The sequence below is a fragment of the Pelagibacterium lentulum genome (genome assembly GCF_003992625.1).
GTDB classification, from domain to species: domain Bacteria; phylum Pseudomonadota; class Alphaproteobacteria; order Rhizobiales; family Devosiaceae; genus Pelagibacterium; species Pelagibacterium lentulum.
In genome coordinates this window covers 20,690-39,480 of sequence record NZ_RZMW01000015.1, presented here as the reverse complement: position 1 = coordinate 39,480, position 18,791 = coordinate 20,690, and the positions used below count along the sequence as shown (strand labels likewise).

18 protein-coding genes and 1 pseudogene are annotated in these 18,791 nt (G+C 57.2%); 5 read left to right on the top strand and 14 right to left on the bottom strand.

The window, feature by feature from the left end:
• Window positions 1–38: 38 nt before the first annotated feature.
• From hpaH to EO133_RS04765, 14 genes and pseudogenes are all read right to left on the bottom strand, one after another.
• Entirely contained in the window at window positions 39–821 is a 783-nt protein-coding gene (hpaH, locus tag EO133_RS04830; RefSeq protein ID WP_127071537.1) for a 2-oxo-hept-4-ene-1,7-dioate hydratase, read from the bottom strand.
• 7 nt (window positions 822–828) lie between these two features.
• Complete coding sequence (locus EO133_RS04825; RefSeq protein ID WP_127071536.1) at window positions 829–1,722, bottom strand: dioxygenase family protein; 894 nt, start codon at window positions 1,720–1,722, stop codon at window positions 829–831.
• Window positions 1,719–2,174 carry a type II 3-dehydroquinate dehydratase gene (gene aroQ, locus EO133_RS04820; protein ID WP_127071535.1) on the bottom strand — a complete coding sequence of 152 codons (456 nt, stop codon included), beginning with the start codon at window positions 2,172–2,174 and terminating at the stop codon, window positions 1,719–1,721. Before aroQ ends, EO133_RS04825 begins: the two co-directional genes overlap by 4 nt.
• The gene (locus EO133_RS04815; protein ID WP_127071534.1) at window positions 2,171–2,968 is read right to left on the bottom strand and encodes a sugar phosphate isomerase/epimerase family protein; all 798 of its coding nucleotides are present in this window, start codon (window positions 2,966–2,968) and stop codon (window positions 2,171–2,173) included. The genes aroQ and EO133_RS04815 overlap by 4 nt, the downstream gene beginning before the upstream one ends.
• Entirely contained in the window at window positions 2,965–3,660 is a 696-nt protein-coding gene (locus EO133_RS04810) for a GntR family transcriptional regulator (RefSeq protein ID WP_127071533.1), read from the bottom strand. Before EO133_RS04810 ends, EO133_RS04815 begins: the two co-directional genes overlap by 4 nt.
• Before the next feature lie 666 nt (window positions 3,661–4,326).
• A pseudogene (locus tag EO133_RS04805) lies at window positions 4,327–4,446 on the bottom strand (IS481 family transposase); the annotation flags it as partial.
• Window positions 4,447–4,704: 258 nt separating this feature from the next.
• Window positions 4,705–6,387, bottom strand: coding sequence for a complex I subunit 5 family protein (locus tag EO133_RS04800; protein WP_127071532.1), 1,683 nt, complete (start codon window positions 6,385–6,387; stop codon window positions 4,705–4,707).
• Window positions 6,384–7,856 (bottom strand): proton-conducting transporter transmembrane domain-containing protein, encoded by a 1,473-nt coding sequence (locus tag EO133_RS04795; RefSeq protein ID WP_127071531.1) that lies wholly within the window; start codon window positions 7,854–7,856, stop codon window positions 6,384–6,386. The genes EO133_RS04800 and EO133_RS04795 overlap by 4 nt, the downstream gene beginning before the upstream one ends.
• Window positions 7,856–9,340, bottom strand: a complete 1,485-nt coding sequence (locus tag EO133_RS04790) for a complex I subunit 5 family protein (protein WP_127071530.1) — start codon at window positions 9,338–9,340, stop codon at window positions 7,856–7,858. The genes EO133_RS04795 and EO133_RS04790 overlap by 1 nt, the downstream gene beginning before the upstream one ends.
• Before the next feature lie 3 nt (window positions 9,341–9,343).
• A complete protein-coding gene (locus EO133_RS04785) occupies window positions 9,344–9,670 on the bottom strand; it encodes an NADH-quinone oxidoreductase subunit K (RefSeq protein ID WP_127071529.1) in 327 nt (108 codons plus the stop codon).
• The gene (locus tag EO133_RS04780) at window positions 9,667–10,611 is read right to left on the bottom strand and encodes a Na(+)/H(+) antiporter subunit B (RefSeq protein ID WP_127071528.1); all 945 of its coding nucleotides are present in this window, start codon (window positions 10,609–10,611) and stop codon (window positions 9,667–9,669) included. The genes EO133_RS04785 and EO133_RS04780 overlap by 4 nt, the downstream gene beginning before the upstream one ends.
• Window positions 10,608–10,916, bottom strand: a complete 309-nt coding sequence (locus EO133_RS04775; RefSeq protein ID WP_127071527.1) for a cation:proton antiporter — start codon at window positions 10,914–10,916, stop codon at window positions 10,608–10,610. The genes EO133_RS04780 and EO133_RS04775 overlap by 4 nt, the downstream gene beginning before the upstream one ends.
• Window positions 10,913–11,206: an MrpF/PhaF family protein gene (locus EO133_RS04770; protein ID WP_127071526.1), complete on the bottom strand. Its 294-nt coding sequence runs from the start codon at window positions 11,204–11,206 to the stop codon at window positions 10,913–10,915. The genes EO133_RS04775 and EO133_RS04770 overlap by 4 nt, the downstream gene beginning before the upstream one ends.
• Entirely contained in the window at window positions 11,203–11,694 is a 492-nt protein-coding gene (locus EO133_RS04765; RefSeq protein ID WP_164734893.1) for a Na+/H+ antiporter subunit E, read from the bottom strand. Before EO133_RS04765 ends, EO133_RS04770 begins: the two co-directional genes overlap by 4 nt.
• Before the next feature lie 719 nt (window positions 11,695–12,413).
• Here EO133_RS04765 and EO133_RS04760 point away from each other — a divergent pair.
• From EO133_RS04760 to EO133_RS04740, 5 genes are all read left to right on the top strand, one after another.
• Window positions 12,414–14,234, top strand: coding sequence for an ABC transporter permease (locus tag EO133_RS04760; protein ID WP_127071524.1), 1,821 nt, complete (start codon window positions 12,414–12,416; stop codon window positions 14,232–14,234).
• Window positions 14,235–14,237: 3 nt separating this feature from the next.
• On the top strand, window positions 14,238–15,404 hold the full coding sequence (locus tag EO133_RS04755) for an ABC transporter ATP-binding protein (RefSeq protein WP_127071523.1): 1,167 nt from the start codon (window positions 14,238–14,240) through the stop codon (window positions 15,402–15,404).
• 38 nt (window positions 15,405–15,442) lie between these two features.
• Window positions 15,443–16,582, top strand: coding sequence for an ABC transporter substrate-binding protein (locus EO133_RS04750; protein ID WP_244640886.1), 1,140 nt, complete (start codon window positions 15,443–15,445; stop codon window positions 16,580–16,582).
• Between the two features lie 83 nt (window positions 16,583–16,665).
• Window positions 16,666–17,781, top strand: a complete 1,116-nt coding sequence (locus EO133_RS04745) for an ABC transporter substrate-binding protein (RefSeq protein ID WP_127071522.1) — start codon at window positions 16,666–16,668, stop codon at window positions 17,779–17,781.
• A gap of 184 nt (window positions 17,782–17,965) precedes the next feature.
• Entirely contained in the window at window positions 17,966–18,787 is an 822-nt protein-coding gene (locus tag EO133_RS04740) for an inositol monophosphatase family protein (RefSeq protein WP_127071521.1), read from the top strand.
• Window positions 18,788–18,791: the final 4 nt, after the last annotated feature.

Sequence of the window (18,791 nt, the reverse complement as noted above, 5' to 3'; positions counted from 1 at the left end):
GATGGTTGAATTGAGAGGATAGGAAGAGGACAGCACGATCACTCGAACCGGACGCCCAACGACCCCAGGGGACCATAATCGGCGAAGATCACGTCGGCGGAGGAAATATCGACCGGGCGGGTGAATGATCCTCCCAGAACGATATCGCCCTTCTTCAGACCTCCACCGAGCGGCGCCAGCTTGTTGACCAACCACGCCAGACCTGCCGCGGGGTGCCCCATGACCGCTGCCGAAACGCCCGATTCCTCAATAACGCCATTTTGCGACAAGGTTGCGCCGATCCAACGAAGATCGACGTCGAACGGACGAATGGTGCGCCCGCCGAGAACGATCGCGCCGAAGGCGGCGTTGTCGGCAATCGTGTCCACGATCTGGCGCGGCACCTCGGTGCGGTAATCGATGATCTCCAGCGCGGGTTGAACGAACTCCGTCGCGCGCAGAACGTCATGCACCTGGCATCCGGCACCGGAAAGGTCCTCGCCCATGATAAAGGCCAGTTCGACCTCGAGCCGTGGCTTGATGAACGTCCCGGCCTTGATCCGCGCGCCATCATAGAACAACGCGTCGTCCAGGATCACGCCGTAGTCCGGCTCGGTCATCTTCGATGCTTGCTGCATGGCGCGGCTGGTGAGGCCAATCTTGCGCCCGACGATTTTCGCGCCGCCTGCAATGCGCGCCTCAGCCCAGCGACGCTGAACGTCATAGGCGTCCTCGAGCGTCATGCCGGGCCATGTTTTTGAGGGTTGGGGGCAGACCTTGCGGGTCTGTTCGGCCTTCAGGATCGCGTCGGCTGCATCCTGGCGCTGCTGTTCTGTCAACATCGTCTGCTCACTTGATGGGGGGGATTGGAAGTTTTGAAACGCCCGGTTCGAGCGTCAGCGTGTGTTCGAGCGTGTACCATTCGCCCACATCGCCATCCTCGGGATGCGGGCCGGTGTGTTTTTCGAGCTTACCGATCAGCGCTTGGGTCACCCCGAACTGGACGTCCGAGGTCAAATAGTCAGTCTCATCCACATAAGTCTGATTGATCAGCGTCTTGAACCCTTGCTTGTGAGCAAGGACATGCACATGCGCCGGACGGTATGGGTGGCGGTTCTGCGCGTCCAGCAGCGTGCCAACCGTCGTCGTCGTCGGAATGGGGTAGCCAATGGGTTTGACCGACTTGAACCGCACGATCCCGTCTGCCCCGGTCAGGAATTTTCCACGCAGGTTGAAATCGGCCTGATTTTCGTCCTGGTTCTCATAAAGGCCGACTGGTGATGCGTGCCAGATGTCCACCTCTAAAGCCTCGATCGGCATGCCGGACTGGTCGAGAAAGGTGAACGTGCCATAGAGCCGGGGACCGGGGGTATCGGAGCGCAGAATCGATCCGCCGTTCTCGGTCATGGGATGGTTCATGCGCCAGAATGGTCCCAGCAGGGATTGCGTCGTTTCCGTCGCGCCATTGTCACCGTTATTGAGCAGGCAAACCAGCGACGACACACCGAGCGATCCGGCCATGAGCACGAATTCATTGTGCTTGTCGTTGCTCTGCTGACCCATGGTGTTGAGTATCTTGGTCGCCTGCTGGAACTCGGTTTCAGTCAGGCGAACGTCGCGGATGAAGCTGTGCAGATGCTTGATCAGGCTCACCATGACCTCGCGCAGACGCGGATCGTTGGTCTGTTCCATGACCTTCAGGACGGCGGGTGTTACTTCCTGCTGGTTGCCGATGATGGTCATTGAAGGTCCTCCTGCGTCTGACGCGTGGCGAGTTGGCAAATCCGGCGCACACCGGCGGCGTAGCCTTCAAGGCCCAGTCCGGCGATCACGCCGTCGGCGCGAAGCGACACATAGGAATGGTGCCGGAAGGCCTCGCGCTTGTGCACCTGGCTGATATGGACTTCGATCACCGGAGGTTCGTAGGTGTTGAGCGCATCGAGAATCGCGATCGAAGTATGCGTGAACGCCCCAGGGTTGAAGACAATCCCGCAGGTGGTCTCGCGTGCCTCGTGAATCCAGTCGATAAGTTGCCCCTCGTGGTTGGACTGAAGTAGGCGCACGCCGAACCCTTCCGCACAGGCGGCAGCGCATTGACGCTCGACATCCTCAAGCGTTTCGTGCCCGTAGATTTGAGGCTGGCGCTTGCCAAGAAGGTTCAGGTTGGGGCCATTCAGGACGTAGATGGTTTTCATGCTGATTCCGGTGCGAACAGAGCTGAGGTTGCCAAAAATATGGCGCGGGCGCGCTCGAGTGGCGGGCGGGTATCGCTGGCTGAAGGCAGTTCGACGGAGATGACCGTTTCGGCCGGCAGCGCCCGTACAATCCCTGCAAGGTCCAACCCACCTTTGCCCGGAAGAAGGCGCGCCCCGCGTGCTTCGGCCAAAAGGGCGTCGTTGCCCGACGGGGCGGTAGCAGGCGCGTCGCATAGTTGCGCGGAAACGACCTTGCCAAAGGACATTGCGGCAATGTCCGAGGCAACTCCGCCGCAGCGCGAATGGTGTAGCGCATCGACCAGATAGGCTGCATTCGAGGCGCCTGAGGACGCGATCAGATCGAGGCAGGCGCGCGGCGTATTGACCCCGCGCCACGCCATGCATTCGAGATCGAGACCCAGCCCGCGGGCGGCGGCCAGCTCGCTTATCCTGGCGAAAGTCTCGGTAAGCGCCGGAAAGACATCCGCGCAGACGTTCACACGCTTGCCTCCTAACGCGCTGGCGGCGTCCATCGCCGGGACCAAAGTCTCCGGATCGAGCGTCTCATCGATAACAACGGTCTCGATGTCGTAAAGTCCGATCCCCTCGCCATCCATGACGCGCGCAAGCTCGCGCAGCCCGGCCGCATCGGGCAGCCAGTTCAGTGCACCGGGGGCGACCGGGTGGAATCGCATCCCGACGAATTCGAAGCCAGCCCGGCGCGCCAGCCGGACCAGTTCGGCTGGCGGCAGGTCGAGAAAGGTGAAATGTCCCAGCCCGAGCGCGCGCGTCATTGCGGGTTCTCCGGAAGGTCAGCGGAGATAAGGAGCCGCAAATTGTTCGTGGAGCGCTCGATATGCCGGGCCAGCAAGGCGGCGGCATCGTTTGCGCGCCGTTCGACCGCAGCCTGTGCAATCGCGGTGTGTTCATCGATCACGTCGCGCTGAACCGCAACCGCCTTGAGGTAAATGTGCCGGTAGCGGTCGTTCATGCTGACAAGCGATTTGTACATCTTGATCAGCAGCGGCATGTCGCAGCGCTCGACCAGCGTTAGATGAAAGGCGTTGTTGGCTACCTCCCAATTGGCGAGGCTGACAGGATCACCGGGGATTCGGTCGGTCTTGTTCAGACGGTATAAGGCACCCATTACTGCGGTCTCCCAGTCGAGACCGCCATTTTCGATGGATTTCCGCAGCGCATACGGCTCGAGTTCGAGCCGCAGAGCACAGACCTCATTGAGATTGGCAACCGAGATCGGCGTGACGGTATAGCCGCGTTGCGCCTCCGCTTCGATCAACCCTTCGGCCACAAGCCGGGTGACCGCCTCACGGAGGGGAGACAATCCCACGTCCATCGAACTCCGAAGCTTGTCGAGGTTCAGTTTAGCGCCAGGAGCGAGAATGCCGTGCAGGATGTCGTGGCGCAGTTGCACCTCGATCTGCCCAGCCATGGTGGGCTTTCCCGCTGCTTTCACACTGGATTCCATGGTTAACCTCTAGTCCTGCTCTCAGGGGCCAATATGCCTTGCGAAGGAAACGATGTATAGACTAGAAAACTATATTATACTAGAAAATCGATTTTATTTCAACATAACGATCCTATTTGAGGCGCCCACTATCAAACACGTTAGCTAACGTCCGGTCGGGCTTGGTATCTCGACGGCGTTGGGGCGGACTACCCGAGAGGAATTTCAAAGGCGGGTGACACCGGATATCATCACGGTGTCGTATCTTGCTCGCCGTTCGGCCCTTACTGGCCTTAACTAGCCCCGAAGGGGGAGCCACACATGTCACTTGCCAAGCCGCCTTATCGTGCTGACCTCGTCGGCAGTTTTCTGCGCCCCGATAGTATGAAGGCGATCCGCGACGTCATCCGCATGCAGGAAGATGCTGGTACCTGATTGAGAAAAATTGACATAAGTTTTGTCAAAACGGCTTCGCAGGGCGGTTGTGTCCACAAGAACAGGCAAAACCGCGGTATTTTGACAAAACCATGCCATCCGAAATGCACCAGCTTATTTTTGCTGGGCGTCCCTGCTTACCGTTACATATGCGGTATTTGGCCTGTTTGAAGCCAGGGCGCCAGAATGGGCCTGTGCCTGGGGCCGATTCACCAGTCCGCTTTCACCGTGCTTCCGATCGGCTTCACGCTACCGGTAAAAACTGCTGCGGCCGATGCCGAAATATCGACAGGTTTTGGCGACGTGACCGGTCTCGTCTGCGTGCTGAAGAATACGAAGTTTGCGCGCAACCTCGCGTTGATCCTTGTTCATGAACACCTTCTTCATCCCAGAAATGGGAGAGTAATGGAAATGTCCCGCGATTACCGGCATATCTATACTAAGCCGGGCAATGCCCCTGGCCCATCTGCTGCATGATTTCCTATTGGTATCGTGCAGCCTCCAACACTGCGCGATAGTGATTGGCGCGAGGGCTCCCCCCTCGCCCGCGCGCCTCCTTACGCCACAGCACTTGCACCATCAGTGTCAGGTGCTGTGTCCGAACCGGGTGCCATCGCAGCAAGCGGTGGCCTAGATGTTCGCGAACATAAGCATGGCAAGTATTAACGCGGCAACGCATATCGGAGCCAATTGCAGAAGTCGGCGTTCAGCGGCTTGCGTTCGGCTGGCCGAGACTATGTGGTCCAATCCTTTAATGGTGGGAACGGTCGGCTCTGGGACAGCGGCCAGCATTCGCTTTACCGCTGCAACCGACTTCACAAGCGGACCAGCAATATCCCCTTCGGCAACTCTGAAACCGCCTGGCAGGAGCCGAAGGCCCACGAAAAAGCATACCAGGCCCAGAGCAACCGGCCAGCTTGCATCCCATAACGCACCTGTGCTGAGGAGATAGGGGACACTGAGGTCCGAATAGCGGTCAACCAGCACCCACGGCACCAATAACGCCGCCACCACTGCAACAAACCATGGAACACTCATCAGAGCGGATGGACGCTTATCTGGCTCCGGCCCATGATTGCTGGCAATTGTCATCAGAAAGCGCGCGAGCAAAAGTGTCGTTCCCGCGCCAGACAGTGTAACAAGCAACAGTGCCCAGTCCTCAAACAAGGTCTTTATTGCAGATTTTGCCAGCGCCCCGCCGGCAAACGGCGCGCCGGCAATCGATGCTGCCATCAGTCCGGTCACGAACAAAACAAAGGGCATAAACGTGCGCCCAGACTTGCCCACCATTCCAACGCTCATGAACAACGCGCCCTTGGCCAATCCATGATGGGCACAATAGAGTGCCGCCGCACCATAGGCTGCCACCGTATTCCCAGTCAGATGGCCAACCCCGATCACCGCAATGACAAGCCCCATCTGGCTGATGGTCGAATAAGCAAGGATTGCCTTGGGGTTAGTTTGGCCCAGCCCCAAGAAAACCGCGCCATAAGTACCAGCCAGTCCCAACACCAACAGCATTGATGGCCAGAGCGCAGTGCCATCGGGTAGAAACTGGATGAATCCAATGATCCCGGCCTTTACAATCGCCCCGCTCAAAACCGCCGAAGCAGGCGTCGGGGCTGCGGGATGGGCAAGCGGCAACCAAACATGAAGCGGAACCAGTCCCGCCTTTATCCCCAAGCCGCCGATTAAACAAAATACAGCCCACCCGGCTTGAGGGGCATCGGCCAAAGCCACACGGATTTTGGCGATAGACATGCTGTTTGCGGCATCCACGCCGATCAACAGACCGATGAGCAGCAGAGCTTCTCCGACCACCGCTAGAAAGATATAGATGCGCCCCGCGTATAGCGCCCGTTCGGTCCGCTCATGCACAACAAGGAAATAGGCGGCCAAAGAGACAGCTGCAAACGAGACATAAAAGCTCCCTGCATCCTGGCTGAGGACCACGCCCAGGTTGCCACTCAAGGTGAGACACCAAAAGCCTGCAAAAACGGCCGGGTTGGGCGTCATTCGCATATAGCCGAGTGCAAATATCCCTCCGAGGCACCACAGCCCAGAGATAGCGCCTAAAAACAAGGTGCCATTGATGTCGAGATTGAGCGTAACGCCCAAAAGAAGAATACCGGCCTCAGTAGGAATGTTCAGCGGCCCAACCACTGCGAGTACCAATGCTGGCAATGGCGCCAGAGGGAGCAGAACAATCGCGTTGGATCGCACCGACGGAAGGGAGGCCGCCAAGCCCAGGACCAATGGCCAAATCAGAACGAACAGTGGGAACAAAGGTCCAGACACTTGGAGATCAATCATGGCAGGTAGTCCCGCTCGATTATGAGCGTTGCCCACCCCAGCGGGCTAATCGGTGCTCCAGCAAGCAATCCGACGCCAAGCGCTGCCGTTGCCGTTACCACAGCCGGAACGATGAGCCCCAAGGGGCGCTCGGATGGTGGCTGCGTCTCAAGATCCTCTCGCGCGGGCAAGAACCACATGCGGTAAAGAAGCGGAAGGAAATAAGCTGCATTGAGCAATGAGGAACCAGCTAGGACAAACACGACCCAACCGGCGCCGGTTTCGAGTGCTCCAACGCCAAGGTAGAGTTTCGAAACAAAGCCTGCCATTGGTGGAATGCCGATCATGCCCATTGCGCCAAGCGAGAAACAAAAGGCAGTCCAGGGCATGCGCGCGCCCACTCCGTCGAGGTGGTGAATCTTCTCGATACCGGCCCGTTCTGCAAAGATACCTGCACAAAAGAAAAGCGTAATTTTCATCAGCCCTTGATGCACGAGATGGGCCAACCCCCCAATCGCGGCGATCGGCCCTGCAAGTGCAGCGCCGAGAACGATGTAAGATACCTGACTCACGGTCGAAAAAGCCAAGCGACGTTTAATGTCGTCTTGCTGTAATGCCCGTAACGATCCGTAGAGAATTGTGATTGATGCGAGGATGGCGAGCGGTTGGGCCATGCCCAGTTGTGAAACCAGGTCGATGCCGAAAACGTCGTAGATGATACGGACGATCCCGAATGCCCCGGCCTTTACTACCGCGACCGCATGCAACAACGCGCTGACCGGAGCTGGCGCTGCCATTGCCGCGGGCAGCCAGCCATGAAGTGGAACAATCGCTGCTTTCACTCCCAGTCCCAAGACAAACAGCGCTAGGATCAGACGCAAGTCGAACGCGTCAAGACCGGAAAGTTCTCTCGGCGCTGCGAACTCGATCGGACCCGTCACGCTCTCGAGCCAGATAATCGCGACCAGTAGAGCGGCGCTTGCCGGCAAGGCAAATCCAAGATAGCTGCCGCCAGCAGCAAAGGATTTTTCGTTCTGTTTATGAACGACAAGAGGCCATGTTGAGAGTGTAAGCAACTCATAGAACAGAAAAAACGTAATCAGCGTACCTGAGAAGGCGATCCCTGTCGTGGCAGCAACACATAAGCTGAAGAAACCGAAAAAGCGTGAGAGATTTGGACCGTTGCCAAAATACGCAATGGCATAGATTGTCGTGAGCAACCACAGAAACGCCGAAAGCGTAACAAAAAGAAGCGCCAGCGCATCGATCCGCAACAGCAGAAACAGGCCGGGCGCAAGCTCGAGGCGCGTCTCGAAGACTGCGCCCTGGCCAACGGCATAAAGCATATATGCAACAAGAACGAGCTTTAGAATGGCTCCGCCCAGATTGAGGCCATTGCGGGTTGCCGCCTGGTTCTCGGGCAGCCAAAAAGTTGCCAGTGCTGGGACCAGAGATGTCATCAATACAAGAAACGGCAGGGCAGCGGTCATTACAGACCCGTCTCGGCCGCAACGGGCCGCCCAATCTGAAGCAGGGCATAAGGCTCGTTCGAGCCAATACCAAGAAAGACGGCCCCTAAAGCCAGGACCAATGGCGCAACCTGCCACCAGCGCGAAATCGGCTTGAAAGGTTGTCCGGGTTGCTTTGGCAGGCTGAGCATGATCCGCACCGGTCGATAAAGATAGAGGGCCGCCAGAAGTCCTCCTGCGAGGATCAAAAATGCCCAGATCCAGCCGCCTGACGCGAAGGCAGAGGTAAGCATAAGGTATTTGGCGATAAAGCCGCCGCTTGGGGGCAGTCCCAGCAGTGAAATTGCTGCCAGAGTGAAAGCAAATGCTGTCATGGGCATCGTTTGGGCGATCCCGCGCAGGGCTTCCAGATCGTCGGTTCGCGCCGAAATAATGAAGAGGCCGGCACACAGGAACATGGCGGACTTGGCGAGGGCATGGGACAGCGCGTGCAGCATGCCTCCCGTCCACGCTCCGGCCGACCATGGTTGCGCTGCGCTATCGCCGCCCGCCAGCGGGAATACAATGAACAGATATCCCAACTGCGCCACGGTGGAATAGGCGACCACCATCTTGAGCCGGGTTTGAACAATCGCCTGAAGGGATCCATAGAGAATGGCGGCCCCGCCCAGTCCACCAAGCGCAAGTGTCAGCGGATTGCCGGCCAGCTCGGGCATGACATCGAACCAGAGCCGGATCGTGATGAAATAAGATGCTTTTGGAACAAGACTGGACAGCATTGCGCTGGCTGGCGGCGGTGCCCCCGAATGGGCTGGAGGTAGCCAACCATGAAACGGAAAGAGCGCGGTTTTGAGCGCAAGGCCGGCAGTCATCAACCCGGCAGCGAGAATTTCGGCACCTGACGAGGAGACAGACTGGCCAATAACGCCCATATCGAGTGAACCGAACTGGGCGTAAAGGAGGACCGCTCCGAGCAAGTAGAGAATGGAGCCCAAAAGGGCGAACAATAGATATCGCAGGGCGGCCGTTATGGATTCGGTTTTGCCATTGAGTGTGACCATTGCCACAGCGCTCAATGTGAGGAGCTCGAAACAGACATAAAGGTTGAAAAAGTCCCGCGAAACAAAGATTCCGTTTAGCGCCGCCAAGAGCACCAGCATCAAGGGCCAGAAGGCAAAGCCGCTGCGTGTCTCCGTCCCAGGATGGACGAATTCGTGTTGCGCGTATGCGCCCACCACGAGCACGATCGCGCCAGATACGATCATGAACATAACCGACAGCCCGTCTGCGGCCAGTTCAATCCCCAGCGGCGCGTCCCACCCACCCAGGCTGGTTAGAACCGCTCCATGGGCACTTACTGACACAGCGAGAAACACGGCGGCGACCAGCACCACCATGCTCGTCAGGCTGGCAACGACCGCCGCTGCTCTGGACCAGACGATTGTCATAAAAAAGCCAAGCAACGGCGCGCCTATGATGGCGGTTAGCGCCAGGGAGGAGGGCACGATCTATCGATCCTCCCGATCATCGTCGGGCAGCGTGGCTGATCCAGAAAGGCTGGCATGCCGGGTAATCAGGGATACCGCCAGGGCCGTGGCTGAAAGCGCAACGACGATCCCCGTTATGATCAATGCTTGAGGGACCGCATCGGCGCCCAGTTCCGGAACCCGGAATCCGGTGGCACCAAAGACCAGAAAAATGCCTGAGCCTACAACATTGAAGGCCAGAATGCGGCGCAACAGGTTAGTATGGCTTGCAAAGCCGAACAGTCCTAGGCCGATCAGCGTGGCGCCGGTTAATCCATAGATGAGCCATCCGGATGCCCACGTCATCATTGCGGGGTCTCCGTCATCTCCGGTGGTCCCAGAACCAGCAGCATCAGGGTGATGGCGATGGACAGGGCAAGTACAATCTCGATCGCCAAGATCAGTCCATAGGCCAGGTCGGCTGGCAGTACAAACATGCCCCCCCAAGCTGTTCCTGCGATTGCGACCGCAAGAAACAGGATTGGACCTGCAATCACACTCAAGCGCAGCCGTGCATCGTTCACCCGTGGTGGCGGAAAGAGACCTGCCATTGCGCTCAACAATCCCACTGCCGCAAGAATGGTGCCGCCCTGGAATGCACCACCGGGCTGACTGCTGCCTGCCCATACAAAGTAAATCCCGATCATCAGGCCAATGGGCGGCAGGGTGCGTCCGAAGCTCTGCAGGACCCCATTTGCGCGTACGCTTTGTGTTTTTCCAACTCTTTGCCCCCATGCGCTATTGTCGGCCAGCGTCCATACCCCCACCAATGCAACGACAAGCACGATACTTTCCAATAATGTGTCGTAAGCGCGAAAATTGAGCAGCACTGCTGTCACTGGATTGAAGACCCCGCTTTGGGCAATATTGGCATTTACCGCCGGGATCAGGCCGAGCCCATTGGGATCAAGTGCGATCAGCACGACTCCTACTGCAGCACTCAGCCCCGTTGCTGCAAGAGCGATGACAATAAGCACGGGTAAGGGTACCCAACTGCCCATCCGCGCTGCATCGATATTTTTGAACCGCCCGTATGCGCCAAGTAACAGAACCCCGGTCAGCCCCGCACCAATTGCCGCCTCAGCCAATGCGACGTCAATCGCTTCGAGGCGCAACCATGCAATCGCTACCATCAGGCCATAAACAATAAAAAAGACGATCGCGGTGAAAAGATCCCGGCCCGATACGGCTGCAAACGCCACAAAGATGATGAGCGCGCACAAGACAAGATCAAACAGGCTGTCGATCACTGCATTCCCTCGTCATCTGGAGCGCTCTGACCCTTTTTCAAAGCGCTGCGTGCGACCAGTTGGGCCGTTGTGCCTGCAGCAAGGATTGCCAGCGCCCAGACAAGCACGAGCTTGCCAGCATCGAGGGGCGATGGCACCTGAACCATCAGGCCAGCGATAACCAGTCCAAGCCCCAGATTATCGGCTTTGGTAAGAGCATGGAGCCGAGAATGGGTATCGGGGAACCGCAGCAGCCCCACAGTTCCGGCCACAAAGAAAATCAAGCCTGTCCCTGTCAGCACAATGGTCAATGCGTCGGTGATCAAGGCGCTGCCTCTTCATCGGCTTCCGGATCGCCAACACCATTGCGGCTGGCAGCTTTGACAAAGCCCACCGCTGCAAATGCTGCCAGCAAGGCAAGAACGAGCGCCACGTCGAGCATCAGCCAGTTTTTGGTGGCGGCCGCAAGCAAAAGAATGACCGCAACACCTCCGGTTCCAGCCAGTTGCGCGGCCATCATTCTATCGGCCGGTGCAGGACCGCGCCAGACTCGTATCAGGGCGCCCGCCAAGGTGATCAGCAGCAAAACCGCTAAACTTGTGAACCAGACACTCATGCAATCGTTACCTTGGGCTTGATGCCCAAAGCGCGACACAAACGTTGCTCTTCGGTTTTGACGAAATGTCTGGTGTCCTCCGAGGCGTCCAAACAATGAATCAAGAGCGCATTACCGCGAGAGCCTGCAACCAGCGTGCCTGGCATCAGGCTGAACTCACCGCCCAGCGCCGAACGCGCTCCTCCCATGGGCAGTTCGGTTTCGAACTCGACCCAACCTGGGGAAATGGGGAGGCGCGGCGAAAACGCTCGCCAAGCGACATCGACGCCGCCAAGCAGGGATCGCCAGAGAAACCCGGGCAACATGGCCAGCAGATGCAACAATTTCGCGGAATGACGCTGGGCCGGCAGTAACGTCAAGCTCAGCAGAACAGCGGCCAGAACAGTCGGCACCCCTGCAATCAAGGCTGATTTGTCAGCACCGGCCAAGACTACCCAAAGGACTGAAAAAACCACAGTGCGTTTTAAGATGATTATGACTTTGACCATGGTGAAAGACGATCCAAAACTGCGCCTCCTTACGATCCACGGTCCCGATGGTGCCGTCAAGATCATGCGGTTGGGCGGGCGTGCCCAATCCTTCCGTCCTCCATTGATCGCACCTTCAGACGAGCGATGTCAGCCTATTCCATCGCTGCGGCCCCAGCCAAACCCACGGCAAAATGAAATGAGCTAAAAGACGTGCCTGATCGGTAGAGATCGGGCACGGAGTCTGTCAGCCATCACCACTGATTTCGTAATCTCTCGAGGCGCACCTCGATGTAGCTTGGCCTCGGCGGGGCCGTCCTATCGGATGGATTTGCCAAACGTCAGGCATTTGCAAAGCAAAGCGGCACAATTGGCACCTGCTTGGTGAGCGGGAGCAAGCATGCCAGGCTGATGCGGGCTTCGCACGGCTGTGCAACTTTCGATACGTTTCAACCTTATTCAGCTGCACATTTCCAGCCCAATTGCCCAAAAATCTATATCTCGTAGCCTATGGATACTGAAACTAAGTAATGCACAGGTGTGCAAAAACTGCTTGACTTATCTTTGTTGAACGATAGCCTGTCCGATGAGGAGGGTCGGCACGTCCGACCAGAACAAATGCAAGACAGCGCCTGGCCAATTCAGGGGTGAAGAGCTGCGGGAGGAACAATGAAGGGCTTTGCGGCTTCGGTTGAGTTTATTGCGCTCGGATGTATCCAGTCTGAGGCTGAGGTGGCGCCATGAGTGCGGCGACAGTGTCTCAGCAAGAAAACCGCGCTGCAGGGCTGCGCTATAAGCTGCGGCTTGCCTTCCGTGATCCGACCACCCTTATTGGCATTTTAGCAGCACTGCTTTTTGCCTACCTGATCATCGTGCCGATCGTTTCCCTGCTCGTGGATGCAGGTCGCGTGCAATTTGGCGATGAACGCCGTATCGGCACGGAGCCGGGTGCATGGACTTTCTACTATATAAACAGGGCCCTGTTCTCGCCGATTTCAAATAGCTTGTTTTGGACACCGTTGTTCAACACGTTGTCAGTTGCCTTCGGTGCAATCCTCATCTCCCTTTCGATCGGCGGGCCCCTGGCTTGGCTGATCAGCAGGACCGACATGCTGGGCCGGCGCTGGTTTGCAACGGCGCTCATTGTGCCCTTCATGCTTCCGACCTGGACGTTTGCGCTGGCTTGGTCCACGCTCTTTAAGAACCGCTCGGTCGGTGGGCAGCAAGGGTGGCTTGAGGCAATGGGACTGACGCCTCCCGATTGGGTTGCCTATGGACAGTTCCCGATCACTGTCATTCTAGCCCTCAATTATATTCCGTTCTTCATCCTTTTGTTCGGCAATGCCCTTCGGCGTTTCGACAGCCAGTTGGAAGACTCCGCGCGCATGCTTGGCGCCAATTCTTCCACGGTCGCCTTCAGGATCATCGGCCCCATGATGCTTCCGTCTCTGATGAGCGCAATCATTTTGGCCTTTGCAAAGTGTATCGGTGAATTTGGCGTGCCCTATGTTTTGGGCCTGCCTGTGAACTATGACCTGCTGGCTACCGGCCTTTATCGTTCAATCTCATCGCGCCAGACGGGCGTGGGAGCGGTACTCGCGATGGCAATCATGATGATCGGGATCATTGCCTTGCTGGTCGACGCGCGGGTTGTGCGCGAGTCTCGCAAATTCGTCACCGTGGGCCAGAAAGGTGCCATGGCGCGGCGCAGTTCCCTGGGTGCATGGCGGCTTCCGGCAACCGGGTTTGCTATTGCGATCTTCCTGATTTCGGTGGCGCTGCCGCTGCTTACGCTTATCCTGTCAACCGTTATGCGGGTTCCTGCCAATTTCAATATCTCGAACTTCACGCTCGATTACTGGATTGGCACCAACCTGGAATTCGTGGCTCTGCGCAACGGCATTCTTTTGTCCTCGCAGATGTGGGCTGCGGCGTGGAACACGCTGTGGATTGTAGGCACCGCCTCACTGTGTTCGGGTCTGCTCGGCTTGCTGGTCGGTTACGTAGTCGTCCGTACGCCAATCTGGCCACTTTCGGCCTTTTTGCGCCAGGTGACCTTTTTTCCTTACATGGTGCCAGGCATCGCGTTCGCCGCAGCCTATCTTTCACTCTTTGCCGTTCAGAGAGGCCCTATACCCGCGCTCTATGGCACGGCAGCGATTTTGATGCTCGCCTTGATCGCAGACCAAATGCCCTATGCTTCTCGCGCTGGGATCTCGGCCATGATGCAATTGGGCAAGGACCCCGAGGAAGCGGCTCAAGTGGCCGGGGCAGGGTGGTTCCGCCGCATGCTTACGGTCGTCATTCCCATCCAGAAGGGAGCTTTGGTTACGGGCGTGCTCTTGCCGTTCATCTCCGGCATCAAGGGCCTGAGCCTCTTTGTCATCCTTGCAGTACCGGCAACCGATGTCCTGACCACCTTCTCGCTGCGGTTGATTGATTACAACTACAGCCAGGCCGCCAATGCGGTTGTGCTGATCATCGCAGCCATCGCCTATTTTGGAACCGTGCTGGCCCAAAAACTCACCAAGACAAATCTTGCCGACGGACTAGGGAGCTAAACCATGCCAACGATCACGCTTCGCAATGCCGAAAAGAGCTATGGAGGCACCGCTGTCAAAGCCGTCCGTGACCTCAACCTTGAAATCGGCGACGGCGAATTCATGTGTTTGCTTGGTCCATCAGGCTGCGGAAAAACCACGACTTTGCGCATGATTTCGGGCCTCGAACATCTCTCGAGCGGTGAGATATCGGTGGGGGATCGGGTCGTCGATTGTGTGGGCACCGGCACATTCGTAACCGCCGAAAAACGGGGCATGGGGCTTGTGTTTCAAAGCTATGCCCTTTGGCCTCACATGACGATTGAGCGCAATACCGATTTTGGCTTGCGTCTGCGCAAGGTGCCAAAAGCCGAGCGCCAGGAACGGGTCGAAAAGGTCATGAAGACCCTTGGTATCGACAAGTACCGCGACCGGTATCCGAGCCAGCTCTCTGGTGGACAGCAGCAAAGAGTTGCGCTGGCGCGCATGCTTGCCGTCAATCCGGAAGTATTGCTGCTCGATGAGCCGCTCTCCAATCTGGATGCGCGATTGCGGCTCGAAATGAGAGCAGAGCTCAAGCGCATCCATGAAGAGTTCAAAACCACCATTGTTTTTGTTACCCACGATCAATGGGAGGCCATGACGCTGGCGACATCGATCGCGGTCATGAGCGAAGGCGAGCTCCAGCAGGTCGGATCCCCCAACGACATTTATGATCGCCCTGCAAACCGGTTTGTCGCAGAGTTTGTCGGAAGCCCGCCAATCAACATCATTGAAGTTGAAGACAGGAATGCTTCGGCACTTGCAGGCCTCGCGCAATCTTATTTTGCGCGCACCTATCCCCAGATCGATGGGATCGGGTCGGTTGGCATGCGTCCTGAAGCACTCGGTTTTGCCCGTGACGTTCGCGCCCTTCCCAAAGGCGCCATAAACGGGGAGGCCGTTGTAACCGGGGTATTGCCCACCGGCGGCTCGTGGATCATCGAACTGTTGACGCAGCAAACAAAGCTGTTCCTCACAACCCACCTGCCACCACAGGTGAACGACGGGGAAAAGGGGTTTTTCTACGCCAAGCCAGAAGCGCTTCACGTGTTTGATGCACAGGGAAAGCGTCACATTGGTGCTGACATCCAGCTTCGGGGGGAAGCTGACCCATCGGCCGAGGGGGCCGCAATCAGAGCGTTGGCATAATTATGCTGACCGAACAATCCGGAGGAGAAAAGACTAAAATGTTTGATATAAGACCTCGCCTTATGGGCGGAGCCGGCATCGCCCTGCTCATGAGTATGGCAGCGATGCCGGCCCTCGCACAAAACGCTTGGGACGCGGAGAACTTCGATCTTGATGTGTTGATCGAGGCTGCCCGTTCCGATCCGCCGCTAACCGTCTATGACAGCACTGGCAAGATCGTCGAAATAGCCGAAGCATTTTCGCAAAAATATGGTTTGGAGGCCACAGGCGTAAAGGTCTCGACTGGCGGGCAAATCGACCAGGTCATGCGCGAAGGCCAATCGGGAAATATTGTCGGCTCGGTCGTCGTGATTCAAGACGTCCCGCCTGGCATGGCGCAACTCGTGCCAATGGGCCTGATGGAAAGTTGGACCCCGCCAGATCTTGCCGAATTCATCCCAGAAGAGATGCAGGACCCTGTGATCATTGTCTCCAGCCCCAATGTGTGGACCTACAATACCGAAACTTATGACTCGTGTCCCATCTCCAATATTTGGGAGCTGACCGAGGAGCCTTGGCACCGAAAAGTGGCCATGCAAGATCCACTTGGCAAGCCGACATATACCGATTGGTTCAATCAGATGGAAATGCATTTCGACGAGGCAATTGCCGATGCGTACCAGTCTCACTATGGCTTTGCTCTGGAAACTGAAGAGGAGTCTGCGACAAAAGCCTGGGTCAAGGCCCTTGCTGCCAACGCGCCGCTATTGACCGATTCAGACTCTGCTGCCGGCGATGCCGTCGGCGCGCGCGGCCAAGCTGACCCCTTTGTTGGATTAATGGCTACCGCCAAGTTCCGTGACAATGCACCGGAGGGTTTGGCCTTGGGCCTATGTGAAGGTGTAGAGCCATTTTCGGGATGGATGTATCCGGGCATCGGGATGATCTCTACGCAAACAGCAAGTCCCAATGCGGCGCGGCTGTTTGTTCGCTACCTTTTGACCGAAGAAGGTATCTCCCCCCAGACAATAGACGGGAAGTTTTCGTCAAACAGCCAGGTGCCCGCTCATCCAGATGAACCTTCTGGGGTCGGCGACGTGCTCGATCAGATGATGCCCTACAATACTGCCACGGCAATCGATGATTTCGACACCCGCCAAGACTGGCAGGACTTCTGGCGCATGAACTACACGCGCTGATTAGAACTGGCGGGTGGGTGTGCCCCACCCGTTAATCCACACCCATGTCAGGGCGCTGCCACAGCGCGCGCCAAGGAGGTTTTATGTCCAGAATAACCAAATTTGCAGTTCTCGGCGCAATGGCAGCCGGGCTGTTGTCCAGTGCGGCCGCTACAGCTCAGGAGTCCTTCGATCTCGACGCCTTGATCGAAGCGGCACGCGCCGAAGCACCGATCACGGTTTATGCGGTTACCGGCAAGATAGTGGAAACCGCCGAGGCGTTCACCGCGAAATACGGTGTGCAGGCTGAGGGCCGCAAGGTCAATGAGGCCGATCAGGTGGAATTGCTGATCCGTGAAAGCCAGGCGAACAACATCCTTGGCGACGTTTCGGTGGCCGCCGACGTTGCGGCCATCGCCGCTCAGCTGGCGCCCTATGGCATCATTGAGAATTGGGTGCCAGACGACATTGCCCCCAATATCGCGCCCGAATGGCACGACCCACTGGTGCTGGTCAATGATCCGCTCGTGTTTACCTACAACACGCAAGTTTTTGACACATGTCCGGTAACCAACATATGGCAGCTGACCGAGCCTGAATATGCGCGCAAATTCGCCATGATCGATCCGTTGGTCAAACCCAACTATGCTGACTGGTTCAACCAGATGGAAATGCACCACGACGAAGCTATGGCAGCGGCCTATGAGAGCCATTTTGGCGTAGCGCTGGAAACCGAAGAGCGCAGTGCCACAGCGGAATGGGTGAAGGGTTTTGCTCAAAACCAGCCCTTGTTGGGTGACTCAAATTCAGTTGCTGAAGCGATCGGTGCCCCCGGGCAGGCCGATCCGTTCTTCGGTCTGATCTCGGTTGCCAAGTATCGTGACAACATTACTTCCGATTTCAAGCTCGGGCTGTGCACTGGCATGGAGCCGTTTATTGGCTGGCTCTATCCTGGGCCAGGCGTCATCGCGGCTGGAACAGACAGCCCGAACGCAGCACGGCTGTTCATTCATTATCTTCTGACCGAAGAGGGGCTCGCCCCCCAGCTTATAGATGGCAAAATATCGACAAATTCTGAAGTCCAACTGCCCGACGACGAGCCATCGGGAATCGCAGAGCATTTCGATGATCTTATGGCCTTTTCCATGGCAACGGCCGAGCAAGACTTTGACGCCCGGCAGGACTGGCAAGACTTCTGGCGTGTTCACTATTCACGTTAATCGTTGACGTGCCAATGCACCATTGAAGGCGGTAGGACTGCTGCCGCCTTCAATCTTGTCAGTCTCCAAGTGTGCTTGGCGTAGCTGCTGCAGGCTTCTCCCTAGTGTCTTCGCTGGACGCTCCCGTAGGACGTTCGCCCCATACCATCCTGCCCCATTCAAATTGAACCAGAGTAAACTGCTTATGACAGCAATATCGCATCAAAAACTAAAGCCAATTTCAGGCGATCGGGCGCTTGATGCACGCGCGCAAGCGCTGTCGGATATTATCCGGGCGGCGGGAGCATTGGCCCAAGCCGCGTTTGAGACAGGCGCAGGTGGGTTTGAAATGAAGGGCCCTCAGGACTTTCTCACTGAGACAGATGCTGCGGTTGAAGCACTCGTTCGAAACCAGATTGCACAGCGCTTTCCCGAAGATGGCTTTGTGGGTGAAGAATCCGGTTCATCGCCGGCTGCGATGACCTGGGTTGTTGACCCCATCGACGGCACGGCAAATTTCGCGCGCCGTATCCCACATTACTGTATTTCCATCGCGCTGGTTTCAGCCGAGGAGGTGTTGCTTGGAGCGATTTACGATCCCGCCCATGATGAACTTTATTTTGCACGAAAAGGTCACGGTGCGACCCGCAACCAGACGGCAATCTCGGTTTCATCGGTAAGCGATCCACAAGCGGCATGTGTCGAACTCGGCTGGTCAACCCGCATCGCCAATAGGACCTATCTTGATACGTTGGGCCAAATTCTTTCAGCAGGCCCGAACGTGCGCCGCGCTGCGTCAGGTGCCTTGGGTCTTGCATATGTTGCAGATGGCAGGTCTGATGCTTATGCGGAGCTGCACATGCACCCATGGGATTGTCTTGCTGGCCTGCTCTTGGTCCAAGAAGCTGGCGGGACAATATGTGATTTCCTTGAGTCAGGCGGTCTCACTGCGGGGGGAGGCGTGCTTGCTGCTACCCCTGGCATTGCTGCGTTAATGACCGCAGCCACTGGCATCACGTGCAAGTGATTGG

Bases quoted from the DNA above. Each gene is read 5' to 3' on its own strand.
- hpaH (WP_127071537.1), bottom strand. From the start codon at position 821: ATGTTGACAGAACAGCAGCGCCAGGATGCAGCCGACGCGATCCTGAAG.
- EO133_RS04825 (WP_127071536.1), bottom strand. From the start codon at position 1,722: ATGACCATCATCGGCAACCAGCAGGAAGTAACACCCGCCGTCCTGAAG.
- aroQ (WP_127071535.1), bottom strand. From the start codon at position 2,174: ATGAAAACCATCTACGTCCTGAATGGCCCCAACCTGAACCTTCTTGGC.
- EO133_RS04815 (WP_127071534.1), bottom strand. From the start codon at position 2,968: ATGACGCGCGCGCTCGGGCTGGGACATTTCACCTTTCTCGACCTGCCG.
- EO133_RS04810 (WP_127071533.1), bottom strand. From the start codon at position 3,660: ATGGAATCCAGTGTGAAAGCAGCGGGAAAGCCCACCATGGCTGGGCAG.
- EO133_RS04800 (WP_127071532.1), bottom strand. From the start codon at position 6,387: ATGATTGATCTCCAAGTGTCTGGACCTTTGTTCCCACTGTTCGTTCTG.
- EO133_RS04795 (WP_127071531.1), bottom strand. From the start codon at position 7,856: ATGACCGCTGCCCTGCCGTTTCTTGTATTGATGACATCTCTGGTCCCA.
- EO133_RS04785 (WP_127071529.1), bottom strand. From the start codon at position 9,670: ATGATGACGTGGGCATCCGGATGGCTCATCTATGGATTAACCGGCGCC.
- EO133_RS04770 (WP_127071526.1), bottom strand. From the start codon at position 11,206: ATGAGTGTCTGGTTCACAAGTTTAGCGGTTTTGCTGCTGATCACCTTG.
- EO133_RS04765 (WP_164734893.1), bottom strand. From the start codon at position 11,694: ATGGTCAAAGTCATAATCATCTTAAAACGCACTGTGGTTTTTTCAGTC.
- EO133_RS04760 (WP_127071524.1), top strand. From the start codon at position 12,414: ATGAGTGCGGCGACAGTGTCTCAGCAAGAAAACCGCGCTGCAGGGCTG.
- EO133_RS04755 (WP_127071523.1), top strand. From the start codon at position 14,238: ATGCCAACGATCACGCTTCGCAATGCCGAAAAGAGCTATGGAGGCACC.
- EO133_RS04750 (WP_244640886.1), top strand. From the start codon at position 15,443: ATGTTTGATATAAGACCTCGCCTTATGGGCGGAGCCGGCATCGCCCTG.
- EO133_RS04745 (WP_127071522.1), top strand. From the start codon at position 16,666: ATGTCCAGAATAACCAAATTTGCAGTTCTCGGCGCAATGGCAGCCGGG.
- EO133_RS04740 (WP_127071521.1), top strand. From the start codon at position 17,966: ATGACAGCAATATCGCATCAAAAACTAAAGCCAATTTCAGGCGATCGG.